We start from the raw sequence: 25,197 nt of genomic DNA on the forward strand, positions 1-25,197 counted from the left end.
TGAAGCGGTTAGGTATGAACTATTTACAGGGTCAGATGTAATAGTTATCAGGTTTAATTGAAATGAAAAAAGTTCAATATAAATTATTGTTTTTTATATAAATGAAGACAACAATATCATGCATATTCCTAGGAATGATATTGTTGTTAAAAGTGAGTTACTGTTGATATAACTGTTCAAAGTTTGGAATCGATTGTTCCCAAATTGGTACTTCTTTACCAATGTGTTCACGAACGGCATCAAAGAATAAACGTGTTCTTACGGGTAAATCACGATGGGGATAAACAGCATACATTGGGTGATAGTTTTCTAATATTAAATCAGGTAATAACGGCACTAGTAAGCCATCCTTAATTTCATTATTGATCATAAAGGCAGGGGTAACTGAATAAGCACTACCCGATAATACTTTCATCAACAGTGTTTCAGGATCGTTACTACGAAAAATACTGTTAATTTTTTGTTCCTTAGAAAGTCCATCTTTATCAATATATTTAATATCTCTGACACGAATGGTTGCATTCGCAAAGCTGGCTGCGGGTAAAGGTAACAAATCTTCAATTTTTTCTGGTTTACCATAATGCTGAATAAACTCCGGTGCAGCTAGAATAAGTAAACGATTACGTGCTAATGGACGAGAAATTAGCGAAGAGTCTTTAGGTTTACCGATACGAAAGGCCAAATCAAAGCCTTCTGCAATAATATCCACTACGCGATCGTCTAAACGTAATTCAACTTCAACCTGTGGAAAGCGTTTTTGAAAGTCATTAATAACAGGTTGTAAATAACGTCTGCCAATAATAGATGAGCTAGTAATTTTTAAGATGCCTCGTGGCTCTTGGTGAAAGTTTTCAGCTAGACGTAGTGTTTCACCTAATAGTTCACGTATTTCTACTGCTTTTTTGGTCATTTCAGCTCCAGCTGCAGTTAGCGAGAAAGAGCGGGTTGAACGATTTAATAAACGTACTCCTAATTCATCCTCTAAACGACTGATCTGTTTGGATATTACGGAGCGGTCTATGTTTCTGATTTCCGCTGCTTTGGCAAACGATCCTTGTTCTACTACTTCGAGAAAAATTAAAAGGCGACTGGTAATATCCATTTTGAACTCCTACATGTTTATTGTTGCTATTTTGGCACTAATGAATTTAAAAAACGATGCTTTTTGTGCACTAATTTATTCCGTATTATGCGTCCATCAGAAAAGGAGCATCGTTATGCGCAAATATTTCATTACAGCAATGATCGCTGTTACAACTCTTACACTCATTGGCTGTGGTGAAGCACCTAGTCAAGCCGCAACTAAACAACCTTTACAACCAATTGATGTAGCTGAAGTCTTAGTTAAACCAGTTCAAAAATGGCACACCTATACGACACGTTTAGAAGCACCTGAACAGGTCTCTTTAATGCCACGTGTATCTGGTGTGATAGAGCAAGTTTCTTTTCATGAAGGTGACCATGTTGAGCAAGGGGATCTGTTGTTTAAAATCGATGCTCGACCATTTGCAGCAGTGGTTGCAGGTTTAAAAGCACAAGTACAGAGTTCTGAAGCATCATTACAACAAGTGCGTAGTGAAGCAAAACGTGCATCACGTTTGATTGAAAAGAAAGCTATTTCCACTGAATTAGCAGAATCAAGAGCATCTGCTTTAACACAAGGGGAGGCGCAACTGGCTGCATTAAAAGCACAATTAGTTGCTGCTCAGCTTGATTTAGACTTTGCCACTATTCGTTCTCCTATCGACGGTATTATTTCACGTACCAACGTGACTAAAGGTAATAATATTCTTGCTGGGCAAACGGTTTTAACATCAATCGTTTCTAATAAAAGCATGTATGGTTACTTTGATGTGGATGAGCGTACTTGGAATCGTTCATTTAATGATGTGACTGCGGCAAGCCAACAAAAAGTAGTGATGCAAAAAGTTGGACAAGAAGACTTCCCATATTCTGGTTATATCAATTTTATCGATAACCGCATTAATGCAGCCACGGGTACATTGCGTGTACGTGCTGTATTTGAAGCACAAGATGATAGTTTACGTGCGGGGTCATTTGCACGTATCAGATTAGCTGCAAACAATATTACCGACCAAATTGTTATTCCAGATAGAGCGATTGGCACTGATTTGAATAACCGTTTTGTATTAACGGTAGGTGAAGATAACGTACTGCAATATAAACTAGTAGAAGTGGGGGATCGTTATGGCCATTTACGCGTGATCACATCAGGCCTTACGGCAACCGATAAAATTGCTGTTAACGGTCCTGCACGTGTGGGGCCAGGTATGCCAATTGATCCTAACCTAGTTAACATCGATACTAAGGATGTGACTTTTACTCTGTCTGCATCAACTAAGCATTTGACCGCAAGTACTAAGGAACTGTAATGAAGTTTTCTCATTTCTTTATTCAGCGCCCTATCTTTGCGGCGATGTTATCGCTAGTTATTTTAATTGCTGGTGGGATTTCATTATTCCAATTACCAGTGAGTGAGTATCCTGAAGTTGTACCACCAACGGTTGTTGTATCTGCAAGTTATCCTGGTGCAAACCCTACTGTTATCGCTGAAACCGTGGCAACGCCATTAGAGCAAGAAATCAATGGTACAGAGAATATGTTGTACATGTTCTCACAGGCAACCAGTGATGGTGCAATGACACTAACAGTGACCTTTGCTTTGGGTACAGATTTAGACCGTGCACAAGTACAAGTTCAAAACCGTGTGAATAGTGCTTTGCCACGTTTACCTGAAGAAGTTCAACGTTTAGGTGTTGTTGCTGAAAAATCTTCTCCAGATTTGACAATGGTTGTGCACCTTTATTCACCAGAAAATACATTAGATACCGCATACTTATCGAACTATGCTGACCTTAATATTAAAGATGAAATTGCACGTTTACCGGGGGTAGGTGACGTGCGTTTATTTGGTGGTGGTCAATATGCTATGCGTGTGTGGTTGAATCCAGATGCATTAGCAGCAAGAAGCTTAACTGCAAGTGATGTAGTTAATGCATTAAGTGCACAGAATCAACAGGTTGCCGCAGGTAGCTTAGGCGCGCAACCAGTCCCTACAGATAGCCAGTTCCAAATATTATTAAATGTGAAAGGGCGTTTAAATAATATTGATGAATTTCGTGAAGTGGTTATTAAAGTTGGTGAAGAAGGTCAGTTAACACGCTTATCAGATGTTGCTCGTGTTGAATTAGGCCAAGATAGCTACTCTTTACGAGCAGAGTTAGACAACCAACCAGCACTCGCAATGCCAGTATTTCAACGTCCAGGTTCAAATGCCATTGAGTTATCGAACCAAGTACGTGAAACCATGGCTCGTTTGTCTGAAGATTTTCCAAATGGTGTTGAATACGACATCGTATACGATCCAACTGTGTTTGTACGTGGCTCTATTGATGCAGTTATTAGTACGTTATTAGAAGCGATTGTACTTGTTGTATTAGTCGTTATTGTGTTTCTACAAACATGGCGTGCATCTATCATTCCATTAATCGCTGTACCTATTTCTTTAATTGGTACCTTTGCTGTTATGCAGTGGTTAGGCGTGTCGATTAACACCTTGTCATTATTTGGTCTTGTACTGGCCATTGGTATTGTTGTCGATGATGCGATTGTTGTCGTTGAGAATGTAGAGAGAAATATCGAGAAAGGCTTATCTCCACTTGAAGCAACCCGTGTTGCTATGAGTGAAGTAACAGGGCCGATTATTGCGATTGCTTTAGTATTGTCTGCCGTATTTATTCCAACTGCTTTTATCAGCGGTTTATCAGGACAATTCTATAAACAGTTCGCTTTAACGATCACTATTTCAACAATCATTTCAGCCTTTAACTCATTAACGTTATCGCCAGCATTATCGGCACTATTACTGAAATCACACGATAGCAAGCCAGACTGGTTTACTCGTGTGTTAAATAAATTATTTGGACGTTTTCTGTTTAAACCGTTTAATCGAATTTTTGATAAAGGCGCAACTGGTTACGAAAAAATAGTCAAAAAACTGATCCGTTTAAGTGTGATTGTTATGGTTGCTTATGTCGCGTTAGTTGGGGGCACTGTTAAATTATTTGATGTAGTGCCGGGTGGATTTATCCCACAGCAAGACAAACAATATTTAGTTGCGATTGCCCAATTACCAGATGCGGCGAGCTTAGATCGTACACAAGATGTATTATCGGAAATGCAAAAAATCGCCTTAGAAGTGCCGGGTGTTGCACATACCGTTGCTTTCCCTGGTCTATCAGTAAATGGTTTTACCAACAGTCCAAATAGCGGGATTGTATTTACAACGCTGGAAGGCTTTGATAAACGTACTGATCCAAGTGAATCAGCAATGGCAATCGCGGCACAATTAAATCAACGTTTTGCCTCTATTGATGAAGCTTTTGTAGGGGTCTTCCCACCTCCACCAATTCAAGGTTTAGGCACAACTGGCGGCTTTAAACTACAAATTGAAGATAGATCAAATCAAGGCTTTGATGCGTTGTTTGGTAGTTTACAAGCGGTGATTGCTGAAGCACGTAAAAACCCTGCATTAGTTGGGCTTTACTCAAGTTTCCGTATTCAAGTACCACAGATGGATATTAACGTTGACCGTGAGCAAGCACTAATACAAGGAATACCACTGGATGAAGTGTTTAACGCATTACAGATCTACTTAGGCTCTGTGTATGTGAATGACTTCAATCTATTTGGCCGAACTTATCAAGTGAATGCGCAGGCTGATGCTCAATATCGTCAAGATCCTGAACAGATTCTTAACCTGCAAGTACGCAATAATACAGGACAAATGGTGCCACTGGGCTCTGTGTTAACTGTTGTGCCGAGTATTGGACCTGACCGCGTCATGCATTACAACGGTTACCCAAGTGCTGAGCTAAATGGTAGTCCTGCACCAGGTTATAGTTCTGACCAAGCGCAAGCTGCCATTGAGAAAGTATTAGCAGATACGTTACCAAAAGGCATTGAATATGAATGGACTGAAGTAACTTATCAGCAAGTACTTGCTGGTAATACCATGGTCTATGTATTCCCGCTGGTGGTCTTATTGGTCTTCATGGTGTTAGCTGCGCAATATGAAAGCTTACGTTTACCATTAGCGATTATATTGATTGTGCCTATGACTATTTTTTCTGCCTTGTTAGGTGTGTGGTTAGTGGGTTCAGACAATAATATTTTCACCCAAATCGCCTTGATTGTTTTAGTGGCATTAGCGTCTAAAAATGCCATCCTAATGGTCGAGTTTGCAAAAGATCAAAATGATAATGGGTTATCTCATATCGAAGCGATTTTAGCAGCTTGTCGCATGCGTTTACGTCCGATATTGATGACGTCAATTGCCTTTACCGCTGGGGTTGTCCCATTGGTATTAGCGACTGGTGCGGGGTCTGAAATGCGCCACGCTATGGGGAATGCAGTATTCTCTGGGATGATTGGGGTAACCGTATTTGGTTTGTTACTAACACCAGTGTTTTATATGCTAGTCAGTAAAACCAAAAAAGAGGCTAATGACTCTGTAAAGCAAGTTGAGTCCCTAGATAAATAATCTACTCCTTATCTTGATATCTCCTTCTGTGAACTTGCTAACGTCACAGAGGGAGAATTCAATCAAAATAGCTGTACAATATTCTTATTATTCACATAGACATGGTTGTCATACTTAGAGGTAGACATGCCTAATTTCGACACATCAACGCAACAAACTATTCCTAATACAATGCAGGCTCTAGCGATAAATGAGGCAAGTGATCTATTTACGTTATCAGAAATGAACTTCCCCGTTCCGCAATGTGAACCTGACGAGATCTTAGTAAAAATCGAATACGTAGGTCTAAATCAAATAGATGGGATGTTTGCTAAACAAGGTTTTGCACCATGGCAATACCCACATATTTTGGGGCTGGATGCGGTTGGTGTGGTAGTGAAAGCGGCAAAAGGAATATATCCAAATGTCGGTGAGCGAGTGATGTGGCATGCCAATATTGCACAACAAGGTGTATTAAGTGAATATGCTAAAGTCCCTAACTATGCAGTCTCAGTTGTGCCAGATAATATTTCAGCACAGCAGGCAGCGACCTTACCTTGTGCTGGTATGTTAGCTTTGATCTGTTTAGATAAATTACATTTAAAAGAAGGTGAAAACATCTTAATTGAAGCAGGGGCTGGCGCTATTGGCCAGTTCGCCATTCAGTTTGCTAAACAACGCGGTGCAGATGTTTTTACAACTGCTTCTAAATGTAATCATAAGCTGGTTAAGCAATTGGGCGCTGACTTTGTATTTGATTATCAAGATAAAAAACTGCGTGAAAAAATCTGTAAAGAACTTGGGCCAATAGGGTTTGATGCGGTATTGGATTCCGTAGGTGGTGACGCGACAAATCGTAATATTGAATTGATGCGGTTTTGTGGACGTATTGCCTGTTTGAAGCCATTACCAGTGCTTGACCATGGATTAATGTTCTTAAAAGCCCCTACTATTAGCATTGTCTCACTAGGTGGAGCATGGTTAGCTAAAAGTCTATGCGCACAACAAAAAATGAGCTTTCTATGTAAGTTGTTATTAGAAAATTTAGCAGAAAATAAGATTCAATTACCGCACATTTCTGAGGTTGAATTTGATCAAAGATCAGTAACAGAAGCCTTACATCGTCAGCTTAATGGCGGCTTTACAGGTAAGCAGATCGTCAAGTTTTAATCGCTTTTTCTATTGTTGACACTCCCTTCCTAGCTCTGTGTTAACAGAGCTTAACTATGCTCTATGCTGTCGATGCTGATCATTACTGCATCGGGGCGCCAATATTCAAACTCACAGTCGATGATTTTCCCCTGTTGATTATAATTTACTCGGCATATTTTTAGCACTTGTTGCCCTGCGCTAATATTTAAAGCTTTTGCTACATGGGCAGGCGCAGCCGCGGGAATAACATCAAAACGTGAACGACTGGTAGTGAATTGGTATTTATCTTGATATAACTGGGTTAATGATTGAGTCAGGTTTTCTTCAATGATTCCAGGGAAAAAATGGCTAATTAAGCAGTTCTCAACAAACAACACTACTCTGCCATCGATATAACGTAACCGTTCTATCACATGAATTTCAGTTAATTCCTTTAATTCTAATACTTTGGCGTAATCACTAGGTGCCATAATAGTGCTGATATTAATTAATTGTGTTTCAGCAATACGATCTTGTTCATTGATCATTTGATTAAAGTGGCAGCGTGATAATGGGTTGTAACGAATACGCGGTGGTGAAACAAACCAACCTCTCCGATCTTCTCGATAAATAAGCCCTTCGGTTTCTAATGCGCCTAATGCATCTTTAACGCTGATCCGCGTAGTAGAAAATAGTTCGCTTAACTCGCGTTCCGAAGGTAATTTTTGCAGGGGTAATAACGCTCGACCAAAAATTTGTTCACGTAAAACATCTTTCATTTTAGGATTGTCAGCGTTTTTTTTCATAATTGAACTAGTCCAGTTTGTTTTGCTATTTGTTTGTTTACTATACATTAATATTAGTAAACTTGGTGTTTAAAGGGTGAATTTCAAAAATAGTTCACAATAAATTGCAAAAAAAGTTTTAACTTACTGTAAAAAAAATGTAATGTTTCTCTTGTAGTATGAAAAATGAACTCACTGAACTAGTCCAGAGGATGGAAGTAAAATGAATACATTTAAAGTTACAACAACACTAATCGCACTATCTTTATCACAATCACTTTATGCCGCTGAATCAGCTAACATCGATTCTCTCGTGGCAGCCGCTCAAAAGGAAGGTCAAGTTTACAGCGTCGGTATGCCTGATAGCTGGGCAAACTGGAAAGACACTTGGGCAGATTTAAAAACACAATATGGTATCGAACATCAAGATACTGATATGAGCTCCGCACAAGAAATTGCTAAATTCGATGCAGAAAAATCTAATGCAACTGCTGATATCGGTGATGTTGGTTTTGCATTTGCACGTGTTGCAGTGAAAAAAGGGGTGACTCAGCCATATAAACCAAGCACATGGGATGATGTACCAAATTGGGCAAAAGATGAAGATGGCCATTGGGCATTAGCTTATACTGGCACTATCTCATTTATCTCTAATAACAACTTAGTAAAAGATGCTCCCAAAACATGGGCGGATTTATTAACGGGTTCTTATAAAGTGACTGTCGGTGATGTCGGGGTCGCTTCACAAGCCAATAATGCAGTGTTAGCCGCTGCGATCGCAAATGGTGGGGATGAAGGAAACTTAGATCCTGCTATTGAATTCTTTGGCAAGCTAGCAAAACAAGGGCGTTTATCATATACCAACCCAAGTGTTGCCAACTTGGAAAAAGGTGAAATTGAAGTGGCTATTTTATGGGACTTTAATGCACTTAACTACCGTGACCAAATTGACCGCTCTCGCTTTACAGTAAGCATTCCACAAGACGGTTCAATTATCTCTGGTTACACAACTATTATCAATAAATGGGCTAAAAACCCGAATGCTGCAAAATTAGCGCGTGAACATATCTTCAGTGATGCTGGTCAAATTAACTTAGCCGATGGTTATGCTCGTCCAATTCGTACTAGCGTGACATTACCTGATGAAATCCAAGCGAAATTGATTCCAAATGAGCAGTACAAATCAGTTCATCCAATCAAAGACTTTGCTGCATGGGAAAAATCTGCACGCAAACTACCTCGTCAATGGCAAGAAGGTGTGTTAATTCACCAAAACTAAAAAAGGGGCTCAAATGAACGATAAGGTTATTCTTGTTGTTCTTGACGGCTTAAACCTAAAAGTAGCCCAAGATTGTTTGGGCTACTTAAATGGTTTAGTGGAGTACAAGAAAGCAACTCAATACTCGCTGTACAGCGAACTACCATCACTTTCTCGCCCGTTATACGAATGTATATTAACTGGCGTGACACCGATTGAAAGTGGCATTGTGCATAATAATGTAACGCGTCGATCTCTGTTTGAATCTGTGTTTAGTTTGGCTCAAGCACAAGGTAAAACAACGGCAGCAGCAGCCTATCATTGGGTCAGTGAGCTATATAATCGATCACCCTATGATGCAATTCGAGACCGTCATACACATAATGAAAGTCTACAAATTCAACATGGTGTTTTTTATCATTGGGATCATTATCCCGATCAAGCATTGATGTTAGATGCCGAGTATTTACGCCAAGAGTTTGACCCTGATTTTTTGTTAGTGCATTCCATGAATATCGATGATGCAGGTCATAAATTTGGGTTAGATTCTCCAGAATATAGAAACAGTGCTCGCCATGCAGATATTCTTTTATCTGACTTCTTACCTACTTGGATTGAAGAAGGTTACCAAATTTTGATCACCAGTGACCATGGTATGAATAATGATAAATCACATGGTGGCACTCTAGTGGAAGAGCGTGAAGTACCTCTCTATTTAATAGGAGATCGCTTTAGCCATCTTGATGTTGCTATTAAACAAACTGAGCTTTGTGGATTGGTCTGTGAGTTATTAGAGTTAGAGCACCAGAAAGCATTTAGCGAAGATGCGTTGGCTTAATTGAAGGATCGTTTATGAGCATTACAAAGCCCACGCAACAAGGGACTTTTACATTGAGTAAATACAAACCAGTATTATGGTTACTGCCTTTTATTGCTTTCTTTTATCTATTTCAGATCGCCCCTATGATCTGGGTATTAATCAATAGTTTTATCTACGATGGCGAATGGACCATTGAAAACTATAGTGAGATATTTGATTCTGCTTTTATTTTACAGGGTTTTAGTAACAGCCTTTGGATCTCTTTTTGGTCGAGTTTTATTGGTTTAATTTTAGCTGCGATATTAGTGTCATCATTACGCCATCTCAATAGCAGAATACGTGATGCGATTGTCGCTTTTACTAATATGAGCAGTAACTTCTCAGGCGTGCCATTGGCTTTTGCCTTTATTATTATTTTAGGCACTAATGGTGCTGTCACCCTATTATTACGACAGTGGGGATTGCTAGGAGACTTTGATTTATATAGTAAATCTGGTTTGTTAGCACTTTATATCTATTTTCAAATCCCATTAGGTGCATTACTACTTTATCCTGCTTTTGATGCGTTGAAAAAAGATGCCTATGAAGCGTCACAGCTATTAGGGGCAAGTTCTCGTCAATATTGGATGAAAATAGGCTTACCCATTCTTTCACCTGCTTTGTTAGGTACTTTTATTATCTTATTTGCCAATGCCATTGGTGCCTACGCCAGTGTTTATGCGTTAACAAATGGTAACTACAACATGGTGACTATTCGTATTGCGAGTTTGGTGTCAGGGGATCTGTTTTTAGAGCCAAATTTAGCAGCGGCTATTTCGGCCTTATTAATGTTATTACTCGCGGTGATCACAGCGGTTAATCAATGGTTAATTGCAAGGAGTTACCATGGATAACAATAATTTATTTTTCCATAAAAGTGTTGTTTATGGACTATCGGGACTACTGTTTATTCCCATTTTAGCGACCTTAATTTATTCCTTTTCCTCTAGTTGGGGCGCGACTATGTTGCCCGATGGTTTTACCTTTAAATGGTATACGCAGTTACTAACTGACCCACGTTTCTTAGAAGCGTTTGGGCGCTCACTATTTATCTGTATTTCATCGTTGATTTTAGCCATGCTGCTAGTGTTGCCTATGATTTTTGTGGTGTTTTACTATTACCCTGCACTAGATAAGGTGATGAATATTTTAATTTTATTACCTTTTGCGGTGCCACCAGTGGTTTCTTCAGTAGGGTTATTACAGCTGTATGCAGATAGTTCGGTACAATTGGTTGGTACGCCGTGGATCTTAATCGGTACCTATTTCACTATTGCCTTGCCATTTATGTATCGAGCTATCTCTAATAGCTTTACCTCAATTAACTTAAGGGATTTAGTGGATGCTGCACATTTATTAGGAGCGAGTACCACAAAAGCGTATTTGTTGATTATCTTACCTAATTTGAAGAAAGGCTTATTAGCTTCGACATTCTTATCTTTCTCATTTTTATTAGGTGAGTTTGTGTTCGCGAATATTCTGGTTGGAACACGTTACGAAACCTTACAAATCTACCTCTATAACATGCGCCAAACCAGTGGCCATTTTACCTCGGCTTTAGTGATGACCTATTTTGCTTTTATTTTTGTGTGCACTTGGCTAGCCACCCGTTTCAGTAAAGGGAATGAATAATGAGTTATGTAAAAGTTAGCCAATTGGCTAAACACTTTGGTGATGTTACTGTCTTTGAAGAGATTGATTTCACTATTGAAAAAGGTGAGTTTATTACCTTATTAGGGCCAAGCGGCTGTGGTAAATCGACTTTGCTACGTAGTTTAGCGGGCTTAAATCAGGTTGATGCTGGTGAAATTTGGGTTGATCAAGAAAATATTACTGATACTGCACCGCAATCCCGAGAAATAGGCATGGTGTTTCAGTCTTATGCGTTATTTCCGAATATGACAGTATTAGACAATGTTGCCTTTGGCCTAAAAATGAAAGGAATTAATAAAGCTAAAGCACGTGCTGAAGCAAAAAGCATGATTGAGCTTGTTGAATTAGACGGTAAAGAGCAGTTTTATCCTCGTGAACTATCTGGTGGGCAAAGACAACGTGTTGCCCTCGCTCGAGCCTTGGTAGTGAAGCCTCGTATTTTGTTATTGGATGAGCCACTATCTGCGTTGGACGCAAAAATCCGTAAAAGCCTACGCCTGCAAATATTAAAAATTCAAAGAGAGTTAAACCTCACCACAGTGTTTGTTACCCATGATCAAGAAGAAGCAATGTTATTATCAGACCGCATCTTTTTGATGAATGAAGGGGCGATAGTACAACAAGGCAAACCCGAGGATATTTACACTAAACCGGTTAATGAATTTGTTGCTTCTTTTATGGGGCATTACAACTTGATTGAGGCTGAAACAGCGAATCAGTGGTTTAATCTTGATAGTCAACAGAAGGTCGCGATTCGCCCTGAGTCTATTTATATCAGAGAAGCGGGGCGCCAATATGGCGATCATATCTCAGTAGCTAAACAAGGCACTGTATTATCCCATCAGTTATTAGGTAATGTCATTCGTTACAGCATTGAAGTAGAGCAGAAAGCCTTAACGGTTGATCTGCTTAATCGTTCTTCAGAGCGATTAATGGCAGCTGGTAGTTCCCTCGAACTGATGTTTAACTTAAATGAAATACAACCGGTGAGAGCATAATATGAGTAAACCACTACATATCTTTGATATGGATGAAACTCTAGTGAACGGAGATTGCGCTAGTCTCTGGAGTGCATTCCTAGTGAAAAAAGGTGTTGTAACTGAGCCTGATTATATAGAAAACGATAAAGCCTTGATGGAACAGTATGCTAAAGGCGAGCTAGATATGGAGGAGTATATTGTTTATACCCTAGCGCCTATCACTCATATCCCACAGGATGAGATAGATAGTTTAGTCGATGAATTTGTTTGCTCTGATATCTTACCTTTAGTTTTCCCAGAGGCACTAGCCTTAGTTAAATCCTTAAAAGAGAATGGAATTAATTGCCTAGTGATTTCAGCGACAGTGACTTTTATTGTGAAAAAAGTGGCACAAGCGATTGGGATAGAGGATGCGTTAGGGATTGAGCTTGTGAGTAAAGATGGCTGCTATTTGAATCAAGTCACCGGTATCGCAACCTATCGCGAAGGGAAAATATTACGCTTACAGGCATGGCTAACAGAGCAGGCTAATACCTTTGATGAAATACACTTTTATAGTGATTCAATTAATGATTTACCATTATGTGAATATGCCGATTACGCGTATTTAGTGAACCCTTGTGAACGCTTATCCGCAGAAGCACTTAAACATCCTGAATGGCAGATCTTTGAGTGGGGTAAATAATCAGTACGTTAATCTTACTCAATGACTAAGTAAAAAGGAGCTAATTATTAGCTCCTTTTTTGTTGTTAATTAGCAGCTTTAAGCTGTTATTTAATGTCTTTTCGGTAACAAAATACTACCAATAAATAAGATACAACCGGCGACCACGATAGTAGGGCCTGATGGTGTGTCGTATTGGAATGATCCTAATAAGCCTAAACCGACACTTACAGCTCCAATTAGCATGGCAATTAGTGCCATACTCTCAGGTGTATTAGCAAAGCGTCTAGCGGTTGCTGCTGGAATAATGAGTAGTGCAGTTACTAGTAACATCCCAACCACTTTCATCATAATCGCTACAATTAATGCGATTAAGCCTAAGAATAACCAGTTGATTCGATCAACAGGAATACCTTCCACACGTGCTAAATCTTCATGAATGGTTATCGATAAAAGTGGTTTCCAGATCCAAATTAAACCAAGCAATGCTACCCCGCCTGCACCATAGATCCAAAACAGATCACTGTAGCCAATCGCTAAAATATCACCGAACAGATAACTGACTAAATCGATTCTGACATTGTCCATAAAAGCCAATGCCACTAATCCGAGAGACAATGCGCCATGAGAAAATATTCCCAGTAATGTATCACTGGCTAGTTGCCGTTGATATTGGCTAACAAACAGCAAAATCGCTAACATTTGGCAAATAAGGAAAATACCTAAAGTTAGATTGATATGTAATAGGAAGCCTAAGGCAACACCAAGTAAAGCAGAGTGTGCCAATGTGTCACCAAAATAAGCTAAGCGTCGCCACACTACAAAAGAGCCAAAAGGACCTGCAACTAGTGCGACACCTAATCCGCCTAACAGCGCTCTTAATAAAAAATCATCCATTGTGATTATGTTCCTCATCACCACAGCATTCATGATGGTCATGATCATGCTGATGTTCTTTGTCATGTACGTAAATTGCTAAATGTCGAGCTGCGTATGGCCCAAACAGTGCAGTATAAGCAGGGTCATTCACCACTACTTCTGGGGTACCGCTACAACAAATATGTTTATTTAAACAGAATACTCGGTCCGTAGAAGCCATTACTAAATGTAGGTCATGGGATACCATCAAAATAGCGCAACCTCGTTCAGTACGTACACGACTGATCAAATCATATAATTCAACTTGGCCATGCACATCAACACCTTGAACCGGTTCATCCAATACTAAAATATCTGGGTCACGCATTAATGCTCTGGCCATTAATACGCGCTGTAACTCACCGCCTGATAGGTTTTGTAATGGAGAGTCGATGACATGTTCTGCCCCCACATCATTTAATAAACTTTCGAATGAATGTTTATTGTGAGCTTTAGCTAAGGCTAAAAATCGTCTCACAGTGATTGGAAAGGTTGGGTCAATATGTAGTTTTTGAGGTACATAGCCAATGGTGACGTTCGACGCAACACTCACTGAACCAGACGTTGGCTTTTGTAAACCTAGTGCAACACGTAATAAAGTGGTTTTACCTGCACCGTTAGGCCCAACGACGGTAACGATTTCGCCTCGGTGCAATTCTAAGTCGACGGACTCAAGTAAAGAACGTTCACCTATTGTTAAATTAACATTGGTTAACGTGAGGAGCGGTTGGCTCGTATCCTGTTTTTTTGAGGTTAGCATGTTTTGCAAAATACCATTGTTTAAAGTGTTCCTGATCGGTGTTTTGTCATGATCTAAACAGAGTATGTTTAAGTAGATAGTTGACAATAAAAAATGTTATATTATAACATTAACCATATCAACTATATTAAAGGACTAAACATGAAAAAACTATTATTTATTTGTCTATCTATATTTGTACTGCCATTGCAGACATTGATGGCAGATGAAACGCCTAAAGTGGTTGTTAGTATTAAACCACTTCATTCATTAGTGAGTGCCGTGATGGAAGGCGTGGCAACACCTACCTTGTTAGTCAAAAAAGGTTCTCCGCATGCTTATTCTCTGCGTCCTTCAGAAGCAAGAGCACTCGCAAATGCAGATCTTGTGGTTTGGATTGGTCATGAGATGGAAAGCTTTCTTGAAAAACCATTAGAGACTGTTGCAGATAATGCAATGCAATTAGAATTAGCTGAAGTACTGGAATCATCATTATTAAAGACACGTGATGGTGCTGAGTGGGATGAACATGAGCATCACGATGAACATGGTGATGTTCATGAAGGCCACGATAAAGATCACGAAGGTCATGAAGAGTACGCAGTACATGATGACCACGATGAAGATCACGAAGGTCATGAAGAGCACGCAGCACATGATGACCATGATGAAGATCACGAAGGCCATGAAGAGCATGCTGCACATGATGATCACGAAGGACATGAAGATCATGCTGACCACGAAGAGCATCATCATGGAGTAAACGATATGCACCTTTGGTTAGATCCTAAAATGGCTCAGAGAGTGGTTATTGAGACAGCTAAAGCATTAATTGCAATCGATCCTGCACATGCAGCTCAATACCAAGAAAATGCAACTAAATTAGAAGAAAAACTAGTGTTGTTAGATCAACAGTTAGTACAAAAATTAGCACCAGTTAAAACCGTTCCTTACCTAGCTTTCCACTCTGCATATCAGTACTTTGAAGTTGCTTATGATTTGAATGCAGTAGGTTCTGTAACGATTGATCCAGATAGAAAGCCTGGCGCTAAAGGTATTAGTGAAATCCGTGAACGCGTAAAAAGAACCGGGGCACGAGCTGTATTTAGTGAGCCACAATTTGAATCAAGCCTAGTAGAAACGATTATCGAAGGCTCTGGTGCTAAAACAGGCGTTTTAGATCCATTGGGTTCTGATATTGAGCAAGGTCCAGAAGCTTATTTCATCTTATTGAACAACTTAGCGAACAATTTAGTAACAGGTTTAAAATAAACTAACTATTTAAATCCCTTCAATTAAAAGGCCTAGTATTTCAATTTACTAGGCCTTTTTCTTATTGAGCGACTGCTAACTGACTAGGAGCTGCTGGATATTTTATTTTTATCCATGTCATAATCATTCCTAGAATTGCAATAGGGACGACAGGGTCAATCCAAGTACCACCTTGACCGAATATTAAGTTTAATATCATTATGATACTGGCACCAATTGCCCAAGCCACGGTTGAGGATACTGACCAAATTCTTAATTGATCTGCTAACTCAGTGATACCAAGCGTACGGTTAATAATATGAAAGTATGAATCATTTAAATGTGAGAACCCGACTGGCCCAACAGCACAAGCTAATGCAACAAATACTGGGTCTAAGCCTAAAGTTTCCACTAATGGTAAAGTCATTGTTGCTGCTACCATCATTGAAGCTGTCGCAGAACCTTGAATTAACCGTAGCATTGATGCGATAGCTAACGGCACTAATAATGGTGGAATACCGCTACTTGCGATAGCATCTGCAACTTGTGGACCTGCACCTGATGATTTAAGTACTGCACCCATTGCACCACCACAACCAGTTACAATTAAAATTAAACCTGTTGTTGATAATGCATCGTCCATTGAACCAACCATATCTTTACGCTCAATATTTCGAGTTAAGCCGTACAGTGCCATTAATACACCTAAACCAACAGCAACGACTGGATTACCTATAAGTTGAATAGTTAAGTGGAAAAATGAACTTCCTTCACCGAACAAAGTATCAATAAGGATCAGGGCGATGGGGATTAAGATTGGGCCGAATGATAGAAAGTTACTTGGTAATGTACTTTCGTCAGTTGCTTTTACTTTTTCAAGGTTAGCCCATTCAGCCGCATTAGTGATCCATAATTCACCATTAGGTACACGGTAATATTCATTACCCACACGACGAATGTAGATCATTGAGAGTAACATCATAGGCACAGATACCAATAGCCCCCACATCATGTACTCGCCAAGGTTAACTCCTAAAATACCAGCCACAGCAACAGGGCCTGGTGTTGGCGGCACTAGAGCGTGAGTAATCAATAAACCTAATGCTAACGTTACACCAAGTCCCACAGCTGATTTCCCTGTATCACGTGAAATAGCACGAACTAACGAGTGTAAAATGATATATGCCGAGTCACAAAAAACCGGAATCGCAACAAGTACACCTGTAAATCCAAGTGCTAAGTCTTCACGCCCCTTACCACATAATTTTACGAATGTTTTGGCCATGCGAACAGCTGCGCCAGAACGTTCAAAACAGGCTCCCATAATCACACCAAATGCGATGATTAGTCCGATGCCGCCTAAGACGCCACCAAACCCAGATTTAATTGCTGCAATTAAGTCAGAAGGTACCATACCTGCAAACAGACCCATGATAATACTAGCGATGATCATTGCTAACGCTACAGGGATACGTGTTTTTACAATCATTAACATCATGGCAATGATGCCAACAATAATTCCAATCAATGCTCCATCCATGAGGAACTCCTTTTATTTACATAAGTAGGTTAAAAAGTTAATTAAATAAACTATTTAATGGTGGCTTTAAGTTGAATGTTTACAAGTAGGGGGTAACCCAATGTAAGCCTTCTTCAGTTTGTGTTTTGGGGTTATATTCGCAGCCAATCCAACCATGGTAACCAGATGCATCTAATGCATTGAATAAATATGGATAATTTATTTCACCACTGAGGGGTTCATTTCTGGATGGAACAGAAGCGATTTGAATATGGCCAGTTACATCTGCAAGATCTTGAATAAGTGTGGTTAAATCACCATCCATTATTTGCGCATGGTAAAGGTCCAGTTGAAGTTTTACGTTTGCTCTGTCGACTTGCTTTATCAGCTCTGCAGCTTTTCTTTGATGAGCAATAAAGTAATTGGGCACATCACGTGAATTTAATGGTTCAATCATTAATTCAATATCAAACTTGGCAAAGGCATCAGCGGCAAATCTAATGTTGTTAATAAACGTGACAGTATGTTCTTCAATACTAAAATTGGGGTCGATAATGCCAGACATCGCATGTACTTTTTTACACTTTAATGCTGTTGCGTAATGTAGCGCTGTTTCAACGCTGTCGCGAAACTCTTGCTCTCTGCCTGGTCGAGCTGCTAAGCCTCTTTCACCAGCATCCCAGTCACCAGGAGGCATATTAAATAAAGCTTGTTCAAGGTTGTATTGTTGTAACTTTTGGGCAACGATATCCGCTCTAAAGGCGTAAGGAAATAAAAACTCTACTGCCTTAAAGCCGGCGTTGTGAGCTCGTTCAAATCGGTCTAAAAATTCGACTTCAGTGAAAAGCATGGTGAGGTTTGCTGCAAATTTAGGCATTACTTTCCTCTCCCTTTTAAGTCTTCTATTTCAACATCGGTTAAATAACGTGTTGGTTTGTCAGCTAATAAAAGCGCTAATTTTGCAGTCTCTTCTAGCTCTTCAGCATTATCTACCGCATCTAAAAAATCAGTGCCTGTGATAATAGGGCCGTGATTCGCTAATAAAAAGGCACGGTACTTCCCTGCTAATTTTGATAGTTCCTGTGCAATTTCTGGCGCACCTGGGCGGTAATAAGGGATCACAGGCAACTCACCAATTCGCATCACATAATAAGGAGTAAATGCTTTAATCGCATTGCTGTAATCTAACCCTTCTAAACAAGAAAGAGCGGTTAAATAAGTAGAATGTAAATGTACAATTGCATTACATTCAGGGTCTTTTTCATAGATAGCTAAGTGAAAAGCAACTTCCTTAGAAGGGCGTTTACCGGAAATATGTGCACCCGTTTTATCTACAACAGATAACTCATCAGCGATTAATCGACCAAAAGATGAACCCGTAGGTGTTGCTAAAAATTGACCATTTGGCAACTTAATAGATAAATTACCTGCGCCGCCAGTTGCATAGCCTCGTTCAAACATAGAGCGAGCAAGATCAACCATTTGTTGTCTTAATTGAGCTTCATTCATTGAAAATACTCCTGCGCTTTAGTGAAAAAAGTAGGATCGCCAAAGTTACCTGATTTTAATGCGAGAGAAAGGTTGTCGTTGATTGCTTTAACCCAAGGTACTCCAGGCGTTATTTGTGGACCGATATGAAAACCGTCTACTTGTAAACTTTGAGTAACAACACCGGATGTTTCCCCTCCCGCTACAATGAAGTTACATATCCCAGCCGCTTTTAATTGAATCGCTAGATCATTAAAGAAGTTTTCTACTGCAAGACTCGATGCTTCTGCGCCGTATTGCTGTTGAATTTTGTGTAATGCATCTGTATCTGCTGTTGCATAAACAAGTGGCGCGAGTGAACCTGTTGAGTGACTTAATACCCATTCACAAACTTGTTTACTATAATCTTGATTATTCAAGCAATCTTCGACGTTTATTGCAAAATGTGGAGCTTTACTTTTGTAATGATCGACCTGTTGATTAGTCATCACTGAGCAAGACCCAGAAAATACAACCGTAGGTAATTTTGAAGGGTAGCCAGCTTGTTTTGCTTGAGTTTGATCCTGTAAATGTGCAGACCAATTTTTAGCAATACCCGCTGCTAAGCCTGATCCACCAGTGATTAGTTTAAGTTGATGAACGGCTTTACCAATTTCATTTAAATGGTTTGTATTAAACGTATCCATCACAGCATAACGTTTACCTTCTGTTTTAAGTTGCTGAAGTTTATTAACAATATTCTCAACACCTTGCTCGATATCAAGGTAATCCACCAAACCTGTTTTACCTGCTGCTTGTGCATTCATTAATTGCATTAGGTTAGAGTTAGTCATAGGCGTTACAGGATGATTACGCATGCCAGACTCACTGAGTAACTGGTCAAATACAAATAGATGACCGTTGAATACAGTGCGTCCATTAACTGGAAGTGCTGGACAAATAACCGTAAAATCTTCATTTAACTGTTCAAGTAAAGCATCCGTTACTGGGCCTATATTGCCTTTTTCAGTACTATCGAATGTTGAACAATATTTAAAATAAAACTGTTGGCAGTTCTGTTGTTGGAGCCAAGTTAACGCAGCAAGAGAATCTTTGATTGCTTGTTCTGTTGGGCATGAACGGGATTTTAAACTAATTACGACCGCATCAGCATCAATGTGCATTTCCTGATTTGGGATCCCATTAACTTGGATGGTACGCATGCCATTTTCGACTAGGAAACCAGCAATGTCTGTCGCACCGGTAAAATCGTCTGCAATTACACCAAGTAACATATTATTTCTCCACGCCAGGTAATGTGATGCCATCAAATACTTTGATCACGGCACTATCATCTTCTTGTCCAAAACCAGCATTACTTGCGGAAATGAACATATTTAATGCGGTACTTGATAGTGGTAATGGAAATTGCAGCTCTTTAGCGGTATCAGCCACTAAATTAAGGTCTTTAACAAAAATATCGACCATCGATTTTGGAGAGTAATCACCATCTACAACATGTTTCATTCTGTTTTCAAACATCCAAGAGTTACCAGCTGCATTGGTCACTACGTCATACATTAGGTCTAAAGGAATATTTGCGCGTGCCGCTAAAGCCATCGCTTCAGCGCCTACTGCGATATGCACACCCGCTAATAATTGATGGATAATTTTTACCGTCGCACCAAGGCCTATTTGTTCACCTATGTTATAAACTTTGGCTGCTGTTGCATCGAGTACTGGTTTTAGCCTTGAAAAGGCCTCTGATGATCCTGATGCCATGATTGTCATGTCACCTGTTGCTGCTTTTGCTGCTCCACCTGAAACAGGCGCATCTAACATGATGAGGTCGTGAGCGTTAAGTTGTTGTTCGATTCTTTTGGCATCTTCTGCAGAAATAGTTGCAGATACCATTACTACGGTTTGTGGCTTTAAACTAGCCGCTAAGCCGGTTTCAAATAAGACTGTGTTAACTTGTTTAGCGTTAACAACTAGTACTAATACGGCATCTAATTGTTGAGAAAAGTCTAATGCATTGGTTGAAACGGCTTTTGCACCTGCATCGCTCAATGTTGCTAGGGCTGTTTCATTTAAATCAATACCGTAAACATCTAAGCCGGCATTAATACAAGATTTTGCTGCACCCATACCCATTGAGCCAAGTCCAATGATTCCAATTGATTTCACTTCATTTGACATGTTATCTCCGTTAAATAGTTGTTAATTTATGTTTATGGAAAGGAGTATATATACTCAAGTTAATAAATAATGCGTCTTAAATCACATTAATTAACGTAATTTAACATTATTTAACATTTGTTGTTGTTTTTATCTTGCCTGTCACTGTAAATGTTATTTTTGAACACTTTTAAAGCAAATTGAATGGAAATTAGTAAATGTTCACACATAACTTCACATTTATTAACAACTTAATGTTTATCTGTTACTCTTTATCATCCCATAGGTGAATAAGTAGAGATGTTATGATTCCAGCTGAAAGACAACGAAAAATTCTGTTTATGTTAAGAAGTCAGCAAGTAGTAAGTATTGTTGAACTAGCTGATTTACTTGATGTTTCACATATGACTGTACGTCGAGATATAGAAAAATTAGAAAAGCAGGGACGTGTAAACTCTGTTTCTGGTGGGGTACAACTCACTGAAGTGCTGCATAGTGAGTTATCACGTGATATGAAAATAATGCAGTTTTCTCATCAAAAAGAGCAAATAGGCAAACTTGCTGTGGATTTGATCACTCCTAACTCGACTGTGTATTTAGATGCAGGCACCACCTCTTTGGAAGTGGCGCATCAATTGAGTAATAGAGGAGATTTAGTGATCATTACTAATGACTTTTCAATAGCTACCTTGTTGATGGCTCACTCTTCTCATGAGATTTATCATACTGGCGGTAAAGCAGATCGTGATAACCAATCTACCGTAGGGCCTAAAGTTGCTGATTTTTTATTGGATATGAATATAGATATTGCATTTATATCCACCTCATCTTGGAGTTTAAGAGGGTTATCAACGCCTAATGAAAATAAAATTATCGTTAAACGTGCTATTGCTAAAGTATCAAAGAAGGTTTGTTTGATTTCAGATGCGTCGAAGTATGGCAAAATCGCAACATTCCATGCCTTGGATATTGAGAAAATAGACTTGGTGATCACTGATGCTAATTTATCTGATAACGCAACATCAGACTTGCAAGAGAAAGGTGTTGAGGTTATCCGCTCTGAGGACGAGTGTATCAATCTAAATAAATCGAATTGATACACTCGTTTCATTTAAACAATTCCACTATTACGCTCTGACCAAGTACTTAGAAAACTTTTTAAGTTATCTGATTTAGGTGCTGTGAATAAGATTTTTGGTGGGCCCTGTTCTTCGATGAAGCCTTTAGCTAAAAACACTACTTTATCTGAGACTTGTGCAGCAAACCCCATCTCATGCGTTACGATAACCATGGTCATGCCATCATTTGCTAAAGACTTCATCACTTTCAATACTTCACCGACTAATTCAGGGTCTAGTGCTGAAGTCGGTTCATCAAAAAGCATTATTTTGGGGTCTGTGCCCAATGAGCGTGCTATGGCAACACGTTGTTGTTGCCCTCCTGATAGTTGTCCTGGATAGGCATCAATTTTATGTGCCATATCCACTTTTTCTAACACAGCTATTGCCTTCTCTCGTGCAGCTTGTTTGCCCAGTTTATGCACTCGTAATAAGGGCGACATAACATTATCTAACACACTCATGTGTGGCCACAAATTAAATTGTTGGAATACCATACACACTTCTGATAAATCGTTTTGTGTGATGTGATTAGGTGCTAATTGTAAGTTGCCTTGGGCATCTGAACCATACCCTAATAATTTGCCATTAATTTGCACTTCACCACTGTCGTATTTTTCAAGAAAGTTCATACACCTTAACATAGTACTTTTGCCTGATCCTGACCCGCCAATAATACAAACGACTTGCCCGTAATCAATCTCTAGGTTAATGCCTTTTAAGACTTGGTTTTCACCGTAATGCTTTTTTAAATCAATTAACTTGATTGCTTTATGTGGTTGTTTTTCCATAACTCCTCCAGAGTCTCTAATTAGCTTCGCACTAGGTGAACAGTGGCTCGGTTTTCGCACCATTGACCTATTTTGGCAACCAAGAAAGTAATCGCCCAATAAGCTACCGCTAAAAATAGGTAAGGCTCAATAACACTAAATGTCTGTGTTGACATAGTGACAGCCGCGGTGGTCAGCTCTGGTACGGTGATAATAGAAAGAATCGCTGATTCTTTAATTAAAATAATTGTTTGATTAATGCCAGGAGGAATAATCAACCCTAACATTTGTGGTAATTGAATTGAGACTAAAGTTTGTCGACGTGAGTAACCTAAATCATAGGCTGCTTCAATATGACCTTTGGGGACACTGGCAAAACCAGAACGATATATCTCAGCAAAGTAAGCTGAGCCATATAATCCCAATCCTAAAATACCCACTTGTTCGGCACTCAGTTCAATGCCAACAAATGGACCGCCGTAATACATTAGATAAACTTGTACCAATAAAGGCGTACCACGGAAAATGGTTAAATAAGTGGTGTATAACAAGTCTATAAAAGGAACTGCTAACCGACTGATAAGGTGCAGTATTAACCCTCCAACTAAGGCAATAATGACACCCACAGAACAAACATAAAGAGTGTATATCAACCCTTTTAACAGTATTGGCCAGTAGGTTATAAAGAGGCTTAAATCCATTTTAATATCTCCTAATATGGCGTTAATCGAGCTTCGAGATAGCGGCCGAGCACACTAATACAAGAAGTCAGTAATAAGTACAGCAATCCTGCACTCACAAAGAACTCAATGGGACGATAGGTGGTAGATGAATAAGTTTGAGTGATACGCATTAAGTCAGTAACAGCAATGGTTGAAATTAATGCTGAATTTTTAATGATATCTATCGTCTCATTGGTTAAAGAGGGCAGAGTATTTCTTAATACCTGTGGTAGCTCGATATAGCGAAAACATTGCCAAGCACTATAACCATAACTCCAAGCTGTCTCTTTTTGACCATTCGGGATCACTTGAAAGCCACCACGTAATATTTCAGCTTGAAAGGCCGCTGTATTTAACGAAAGTGCAATGATCGCTGCTGCGATAGGCGGTATATTGATGCCCCAATAGGGCAAAAAATAAAAAACAATAGCTAATTGAACGAGTAAGGGGGCACCACGCACGGCACTAATATAAAAACGACAGCAGTATTGAATAACAGAGTGGGAAGATAATCTCCCCAAACACAGCACAATACCTAACACAAAACCGATTAGAATAGATAAAAGAGAGATCCAAGCTGTTGTCCATAAACCATTTAATAATGAGTCGCTATATTTTAAAACAACGCTGAAATCGAACATATCAATCTCCTAAAGGCTGACGTTTAGCAAGTGATTCCGCGGCCACACATAATATTTCATACATCATAGTGGCACCGACTAATGCTGTTGCCCCTGAAGGATCGAAGGGAGGAGCCACTTCAACCACGTCTCCGCCTATAATGTTTAAACCAGATAAACCACGAATCATTTGCAATGCTTCAAAAGTGGTAAAACCACCCACTTCAGGTGTACCTGTGCCTACAGCAAAAGCTGGATCTAAACCATCGACATCAAAGGTGACATAGGCTGGTGTATCACCTACTAATTTGTGTACTTCTGCTAAAATTCCTTCAACGCCTAACTTATAAAACTCATCCATATAGATAACGCGCATACCACTGTCATGGCTAAACTTCCAAATATCTTTATGATTTACTGAACCTCTAATACCAATTTGAATAGTTTTTTTAGGATCAATTAAACCTTCTTCAGCAGCGACTCTGAAAGGAGAGCCATGGTGAAATTTTGACCCTAAATAATGACCGCCCGTATCACAGTGAGCATCAAAATGAACCAATGCAACCGGGCCATCTTTAGCTAGTGCTCTGAGAATGGGGAGCGATATGGAATGATCACCGCCTGCAGAAATAGGCAGGATACCAGCACCGACAATATCGTTAAAAAAGGCTTCGATAGAACGATGGCTTTTTTCCAGTTCAAAAGGACTCTCTGGCAATGCATCACCTACATCTGCGACTTTACATAGCGTAAAAGGATCAATTCCCGTACTTTGGTTGACCGAGCGCATTAAGCTAGATTGATTACGAATCTCTCTGGGGCCATGGCGTGTTCCAGTTCGGTTGGTTACACCACCGTCAAAAGGCACACCAATCAAGCCTATTTCCACATTATTTAATTGTGGTTGATAAGGACAGCGCATAAAGGTGGCAATACCGCTATAACGAGGTAATTGTTGGGGATCTTGAGTCATATTTCTTCCTAAATAATCACGTTATTTTTGATGTGTTAGTTAATAAAATG

24 protein-coding genes are annotated in these 25,197 nt (G+C 39.5%); 11 read left to right on the forward strand and 13 right to left on the reverse strand.

Features of this window, described 5'->3' with window-relative positions:
- Positions 1-157: 157 nt before the first annotated feature.
- Entirely contained in the window at positions 158-1,102 is a 945-nt protein-coding gene (locus tag AC0L3W_RS15455) for a LysR family transcriptional regulator (RefSeq protein WP_290041424.1), read from the reverse strand.
- Between the two features lie 115 nt (positions 1,103-1,217).
- On the opposite strand from AC0L3W_RS15455, the gene AC0L3W_RS15460 reads away from it, so the two are divergent.
- The 3 genes from AC0L3W_RS15460 to AC0L3W_RS15470 all read left to right on the forward strand — a co-directional run bounded on the left by AC0L3W_RS15460 (position 1,218) and on the right by AC0L3W_RS15470 (position 6,712).
- On the forward strand, positions 1,218-2,393 hold the full coding sequence (locus tag AC0L3W_RS15460) for an efflux RND transporter periplasmic adaptor subunit (protein ID WP_290041422.1): 1,176 nt from the start codon (positions 1,218-1,220) through the stop codon (positions 2,391-2,393).
- Positions 2,393-5,563: an efflux RND transporter permease subunit gene (locus AC0L3W_RS15465; protein WP_409440117.1), complete on the forward strand. Its 3,171-nt coding sequence runs from the start codon at positions 2,393-2,395 to the stop codon at positions 5,561-5,563. Before AC0L3W_RS15460 ends, AC0L3W_RS15465 begins: the two co-directional genes overlap by 1 nt.
- Positions 5,564-5,689: 126 nt before the next feature.
- Positions 5,690-6,712, forward strand: coding sequence for a zinc-binding dehydrogenase (locus tag AC0L3W_RS15470; protein ID WP_409440116.1), 1,023 nt, complete (start codon positions 5,690-5,692; stop codon positions 6,710-6,712).
- 50 nt (positions 6,713-6,762) lie between these two features.
- On the opposite strand, the gene AC0L3W_RS15475 is transcribed toward AC0L3W_RS15470, so the two are convergent.
- Positions 6,763-7,479: a UTRA domain-containing protein gene (locus AC0L3W_RS15475; RefSeq protein ID WP_290041419.1), complete on the reverse strand. Its 717-nt coding sequence runs from the start codon at positions 7,477-7,479 to the stop codon at positions 6,763-6,765.
- Between the two features lie 202 nt (positions 7,480-7,681).
- Between AC0L3W_RS15475 and AC0L3W_RS15480 the strand changes: the two genes are divergently transcribed.
- Genes AC0L3W_RS15480 through AC0L3W_RS15505 form a run of 6 tightly spaced genes read left to right on the forward strand, consistent with a single transcriptional unit; the run spans position 7,682 to position 12,893 of the window.
- The gene (locus AC0L3W_RS15480) at positions 7,682-8,737 is read left to right on the forward strand and encodes an ABC transporter substrate-binding protein (RefSeq protein ID WP_409440115.1); all 1,056 of its coding nucleotides are present in this window, start codon (positions 7,682-7,684) and stop codon (positions 8,735-8,737) included.
- Between the two features lie 13 nt (positions 8,738-8,750).
- Entirely contained in the window at positions 8,751-9,554 is an 804-nt protein-coding gene (locus tag AC0L3W_RS15485) for an alkaline phosphatase family protein (RefSeq protein ID WP_290041417.1), read from the forward strand.
- A 14-nt stretch (positions 9,555-9,568) separates the two neighbouring features.
- Entirely contained in the window at positions 9,569-10,429 is an 861-nt protein-coding gene (locus AC0L3W_RS15490; RefSeq protein WP_290041415.1) for an ABC transporter permease, read from the forward strand.
- Positions 10,422-11,207 (forward strand): ABC transporter permease, encoded by a 786-nt coding sequence (locus AC0L3W_RS15495; RefSeq protein WP_409440114.1) that lies wholly within the window; start codon positions 10,422-10,424, stop codon positions 11,205-11,207. Before AC0L3W_RS15490 ends, AC0L3W_RS15495 begins: the two co-directional genes overlap by 8 nt.
- On the forward strand, positions 11,207-12,226 hold the full coding sequence (locus AC0L3W_RS15500) for an ABC transporter ATP-binding protein (RefSeq protein WP_290041412.1): 1,020 nt from the start codon (positions 11,207-11,209) through the stop codon (positions 12,224-12,226). Before AC0L3W_RS15495 ends, AC0L3W_RS15500 begins: the two co-directional genes overlap by 1 nt.
- A gap of 1 nt (position 12,227) precedes the next feature.
- Positions 12,228-12,893, forward strand: coding sequence for an HAD family hydrolase (locus AC0L3W_RS15505; protein WP_290041410.1), 666 nt, complete (start codon positions 12,228-12,230; stop codon positions 12,891-12,893).
- A 90-nt stretch (positions 12,894-12,983) separates the two neighbouring features.
- Here AC0L3W_RS15505 and AC0L3W_RS15510 read toward each other — a convergent pair whose 3' ends face one another.
- Together AC0L3W_RS15510 and znuC are read right to left on the reverse strand one after the other, a co-directional pair.
- Positions 12,984-13,769, reverse strand: a complete 786-nt coding sequence (locus AC0L3W_RS15510) for an iron chelate uptake ABC transporter family permease subunit (protein WP_290041381.1) — start codon at positions 13,767-13,769, stop codon at positions 12,984-12,986.
- Positions 13,762-14,550 carry a zinc ABC transporter ATP-binding protein ZnuC gene (gene znuC / locus AC0L3W_RS15515; protein ID WP_290041380.1) on the reverse strand — a complete coding sequence of 263 codons (789 nt, stop codon included), beginning with the start codon at positions 14,548-14,550 and terminating at the stop codon, positions 13,762-13,764. The genes AC0L3W_RS15510 and znuC overlap by 8 nt, the downstream gene beginning before the upstream one ends.
- Before the next feature lie 141 nt (positions 14,551-14,691).
- Between znuC and AC0L3W_RS15520 the strand changes: the two genes are divergently transcribed.
- Positions 14,692-15,801: a zinc ABC transporter substrate-binding protein gene (locus AC0L3W_RS15520; RefSeq protein WP_409440113.1), complete on the forward strand. Its 1,110-nt coding sequence runs from the start codon at positions 14,692-14,694 to the stop codon at positions 15,799-15,801.
- 61 nt (positions 15,802-15,862) lie between these two features.
- On the opposite strand, the gene AC0L3W_RS15525 is transcribed toward AC0L3W_RS15520, so the two are convergent.
- The 5 genes from AC0L3W_RS15525 to ltnD all read right to left on the reverse strand — a co-directional run bounded on the left by AC0L3W_RS15525 (position 15,863) and on the right by ltnD (position 20,965).
- Positions 15,863-17,320 (reverse strand): GntP family permease, encoded by a 1,458-nt coding sequence (locus AC0L3W_RS15525; protein ID WP_409440112.1) that lies wholly within the window; start codon positions 17,318-17,320, stop codon positions 15,863-15,865.
- Positions 17,321-17,399: 79 nt separating this feature from the next.
- Positions 17,400-18,176, reverse strand: a complete 777-nt coding sequence (gene otnI, locus AC0L3W_RS15530) for a 2-oxo-tetronate isomerase (protein ID WP_409440111.1) — start codon at positions 18,174-18,176, stop codon at positions 17,400-17,402.
- On the reverse strand, positions 18,176-18,808 hold the full coding sequence (gene otnC / locus AC0L3W_RS15535) for a 3-oxo-tetronate 4-phosphate decarboxylase (protein WP_409440110.1): 633 nt from the start codon (positions 18,806-18,808) through the stop codon (positions 18,176-18,178). The genes otnI and otnC overlap by 1 nt, the downstream gene beginning before the upstream one ends.
- On the reverse strand, positions 18,805-20,061 hold the full coding sequence (gene otnK, locus AC0L3W_RS15540; protein ID WP_409440109.1) for a 3-oxo-tetronate kinase: 1,257 nt from the start codon (positions 20,059-20,061) through the stop codon (positions 18,805-18,807). Before otnK ends, otnC begins: the two co-directional genes overlap by 4 nt.
- Before the next feature lies 1 nt (position 20,062).
- Positions 20,063-20,965 (reverse strand): L-threonate dehydrogenase, encoded by a 903-nt coding sequence (gene ltnD / locus AC0L3W_RS15545; RefSeq protein WP_409440108.1) that lies wholly within the window; start codon positions 20,963-20,965, stop codon positions 20,063-20,065.
- Between the two features lie 284 nt (positions 20,966-21,249).
- Here ltnD and AC0L3W_RS15550 point away from each other — a divergent pair, with 284 nt between their 5' ends.
- Positions 21,250-22,041, forward strand: a complete 792-nt coding sequence (locus tag AC0L3W_RS15550) for a DeoR family transcriptional regulator (protein ID WP_409440107.1) — start codon at positions 21,250-21,252, stop codon at positions 22,039-22,041.
- 14 nt (positions 22,042-22,055) lie between these two features.
- Here AC0L3W_RS15550 and AC0L3W_RS15555 read toward each other — a convergent pair whose 3' ends face one another.
- From AC0L3W_RS15555 to speB, 4 genes are read right to left on the reverse strand one after another with little or no spacing between them, the layout of a single operon-like run.
- Complete coding sequence (locus AC0L3W_RS15555; RefSeq protein WP_409440106.1) at positions 22,056-22,853, reverse strand: amino acid ABC transporter ATP-binding protein; 798 nt, start codon at positions 22,851-22,853, stop codon at positions 22,056-22,058.
- 20 nt (positions 22,854-22,873) lie between these two features.
- Positions 22,874-23,533, reverse strand: a complete 660-nt coding sequence (locus AC0L3W_RS15560) for an amino acid ABC transporter permease (protein ID WP_290041377.1) — start codon at positions 23,531-23,533, stop codon at positions 22,874-22,876.
- Positions 23,534-23,544: 11 nt separating this feature from the next.
- Positions 23,545-24,195: an amino acid ABC transporter permease gene (locus AC0L3W_RS15565; protein ID WP_290041375.1), complete on the reverse strand. Its 651-nt coding sequence runs from the start codon at positions 24,193-24,195 to the stop codon at positions 23,545-23,547.
- 1 nt (position 24,196) lies between these two features.
- On the reverse strand, positions 24,197-25,147 hold the full coding sequence (speB, locus tag AC0L3W_RS15570) for an agmatinase (RefSeq protein ID WP_290041374.1): 951 nt from the start codon (positions 25,145-25,147) through the stop codon (positions 24,197-24,199).
- Positions 25,148-25,197: the final 50 nt, after the last annotated feature.

Source organism: Psychromonas sp. KJ10-5 (assembly GCF_055808325.1).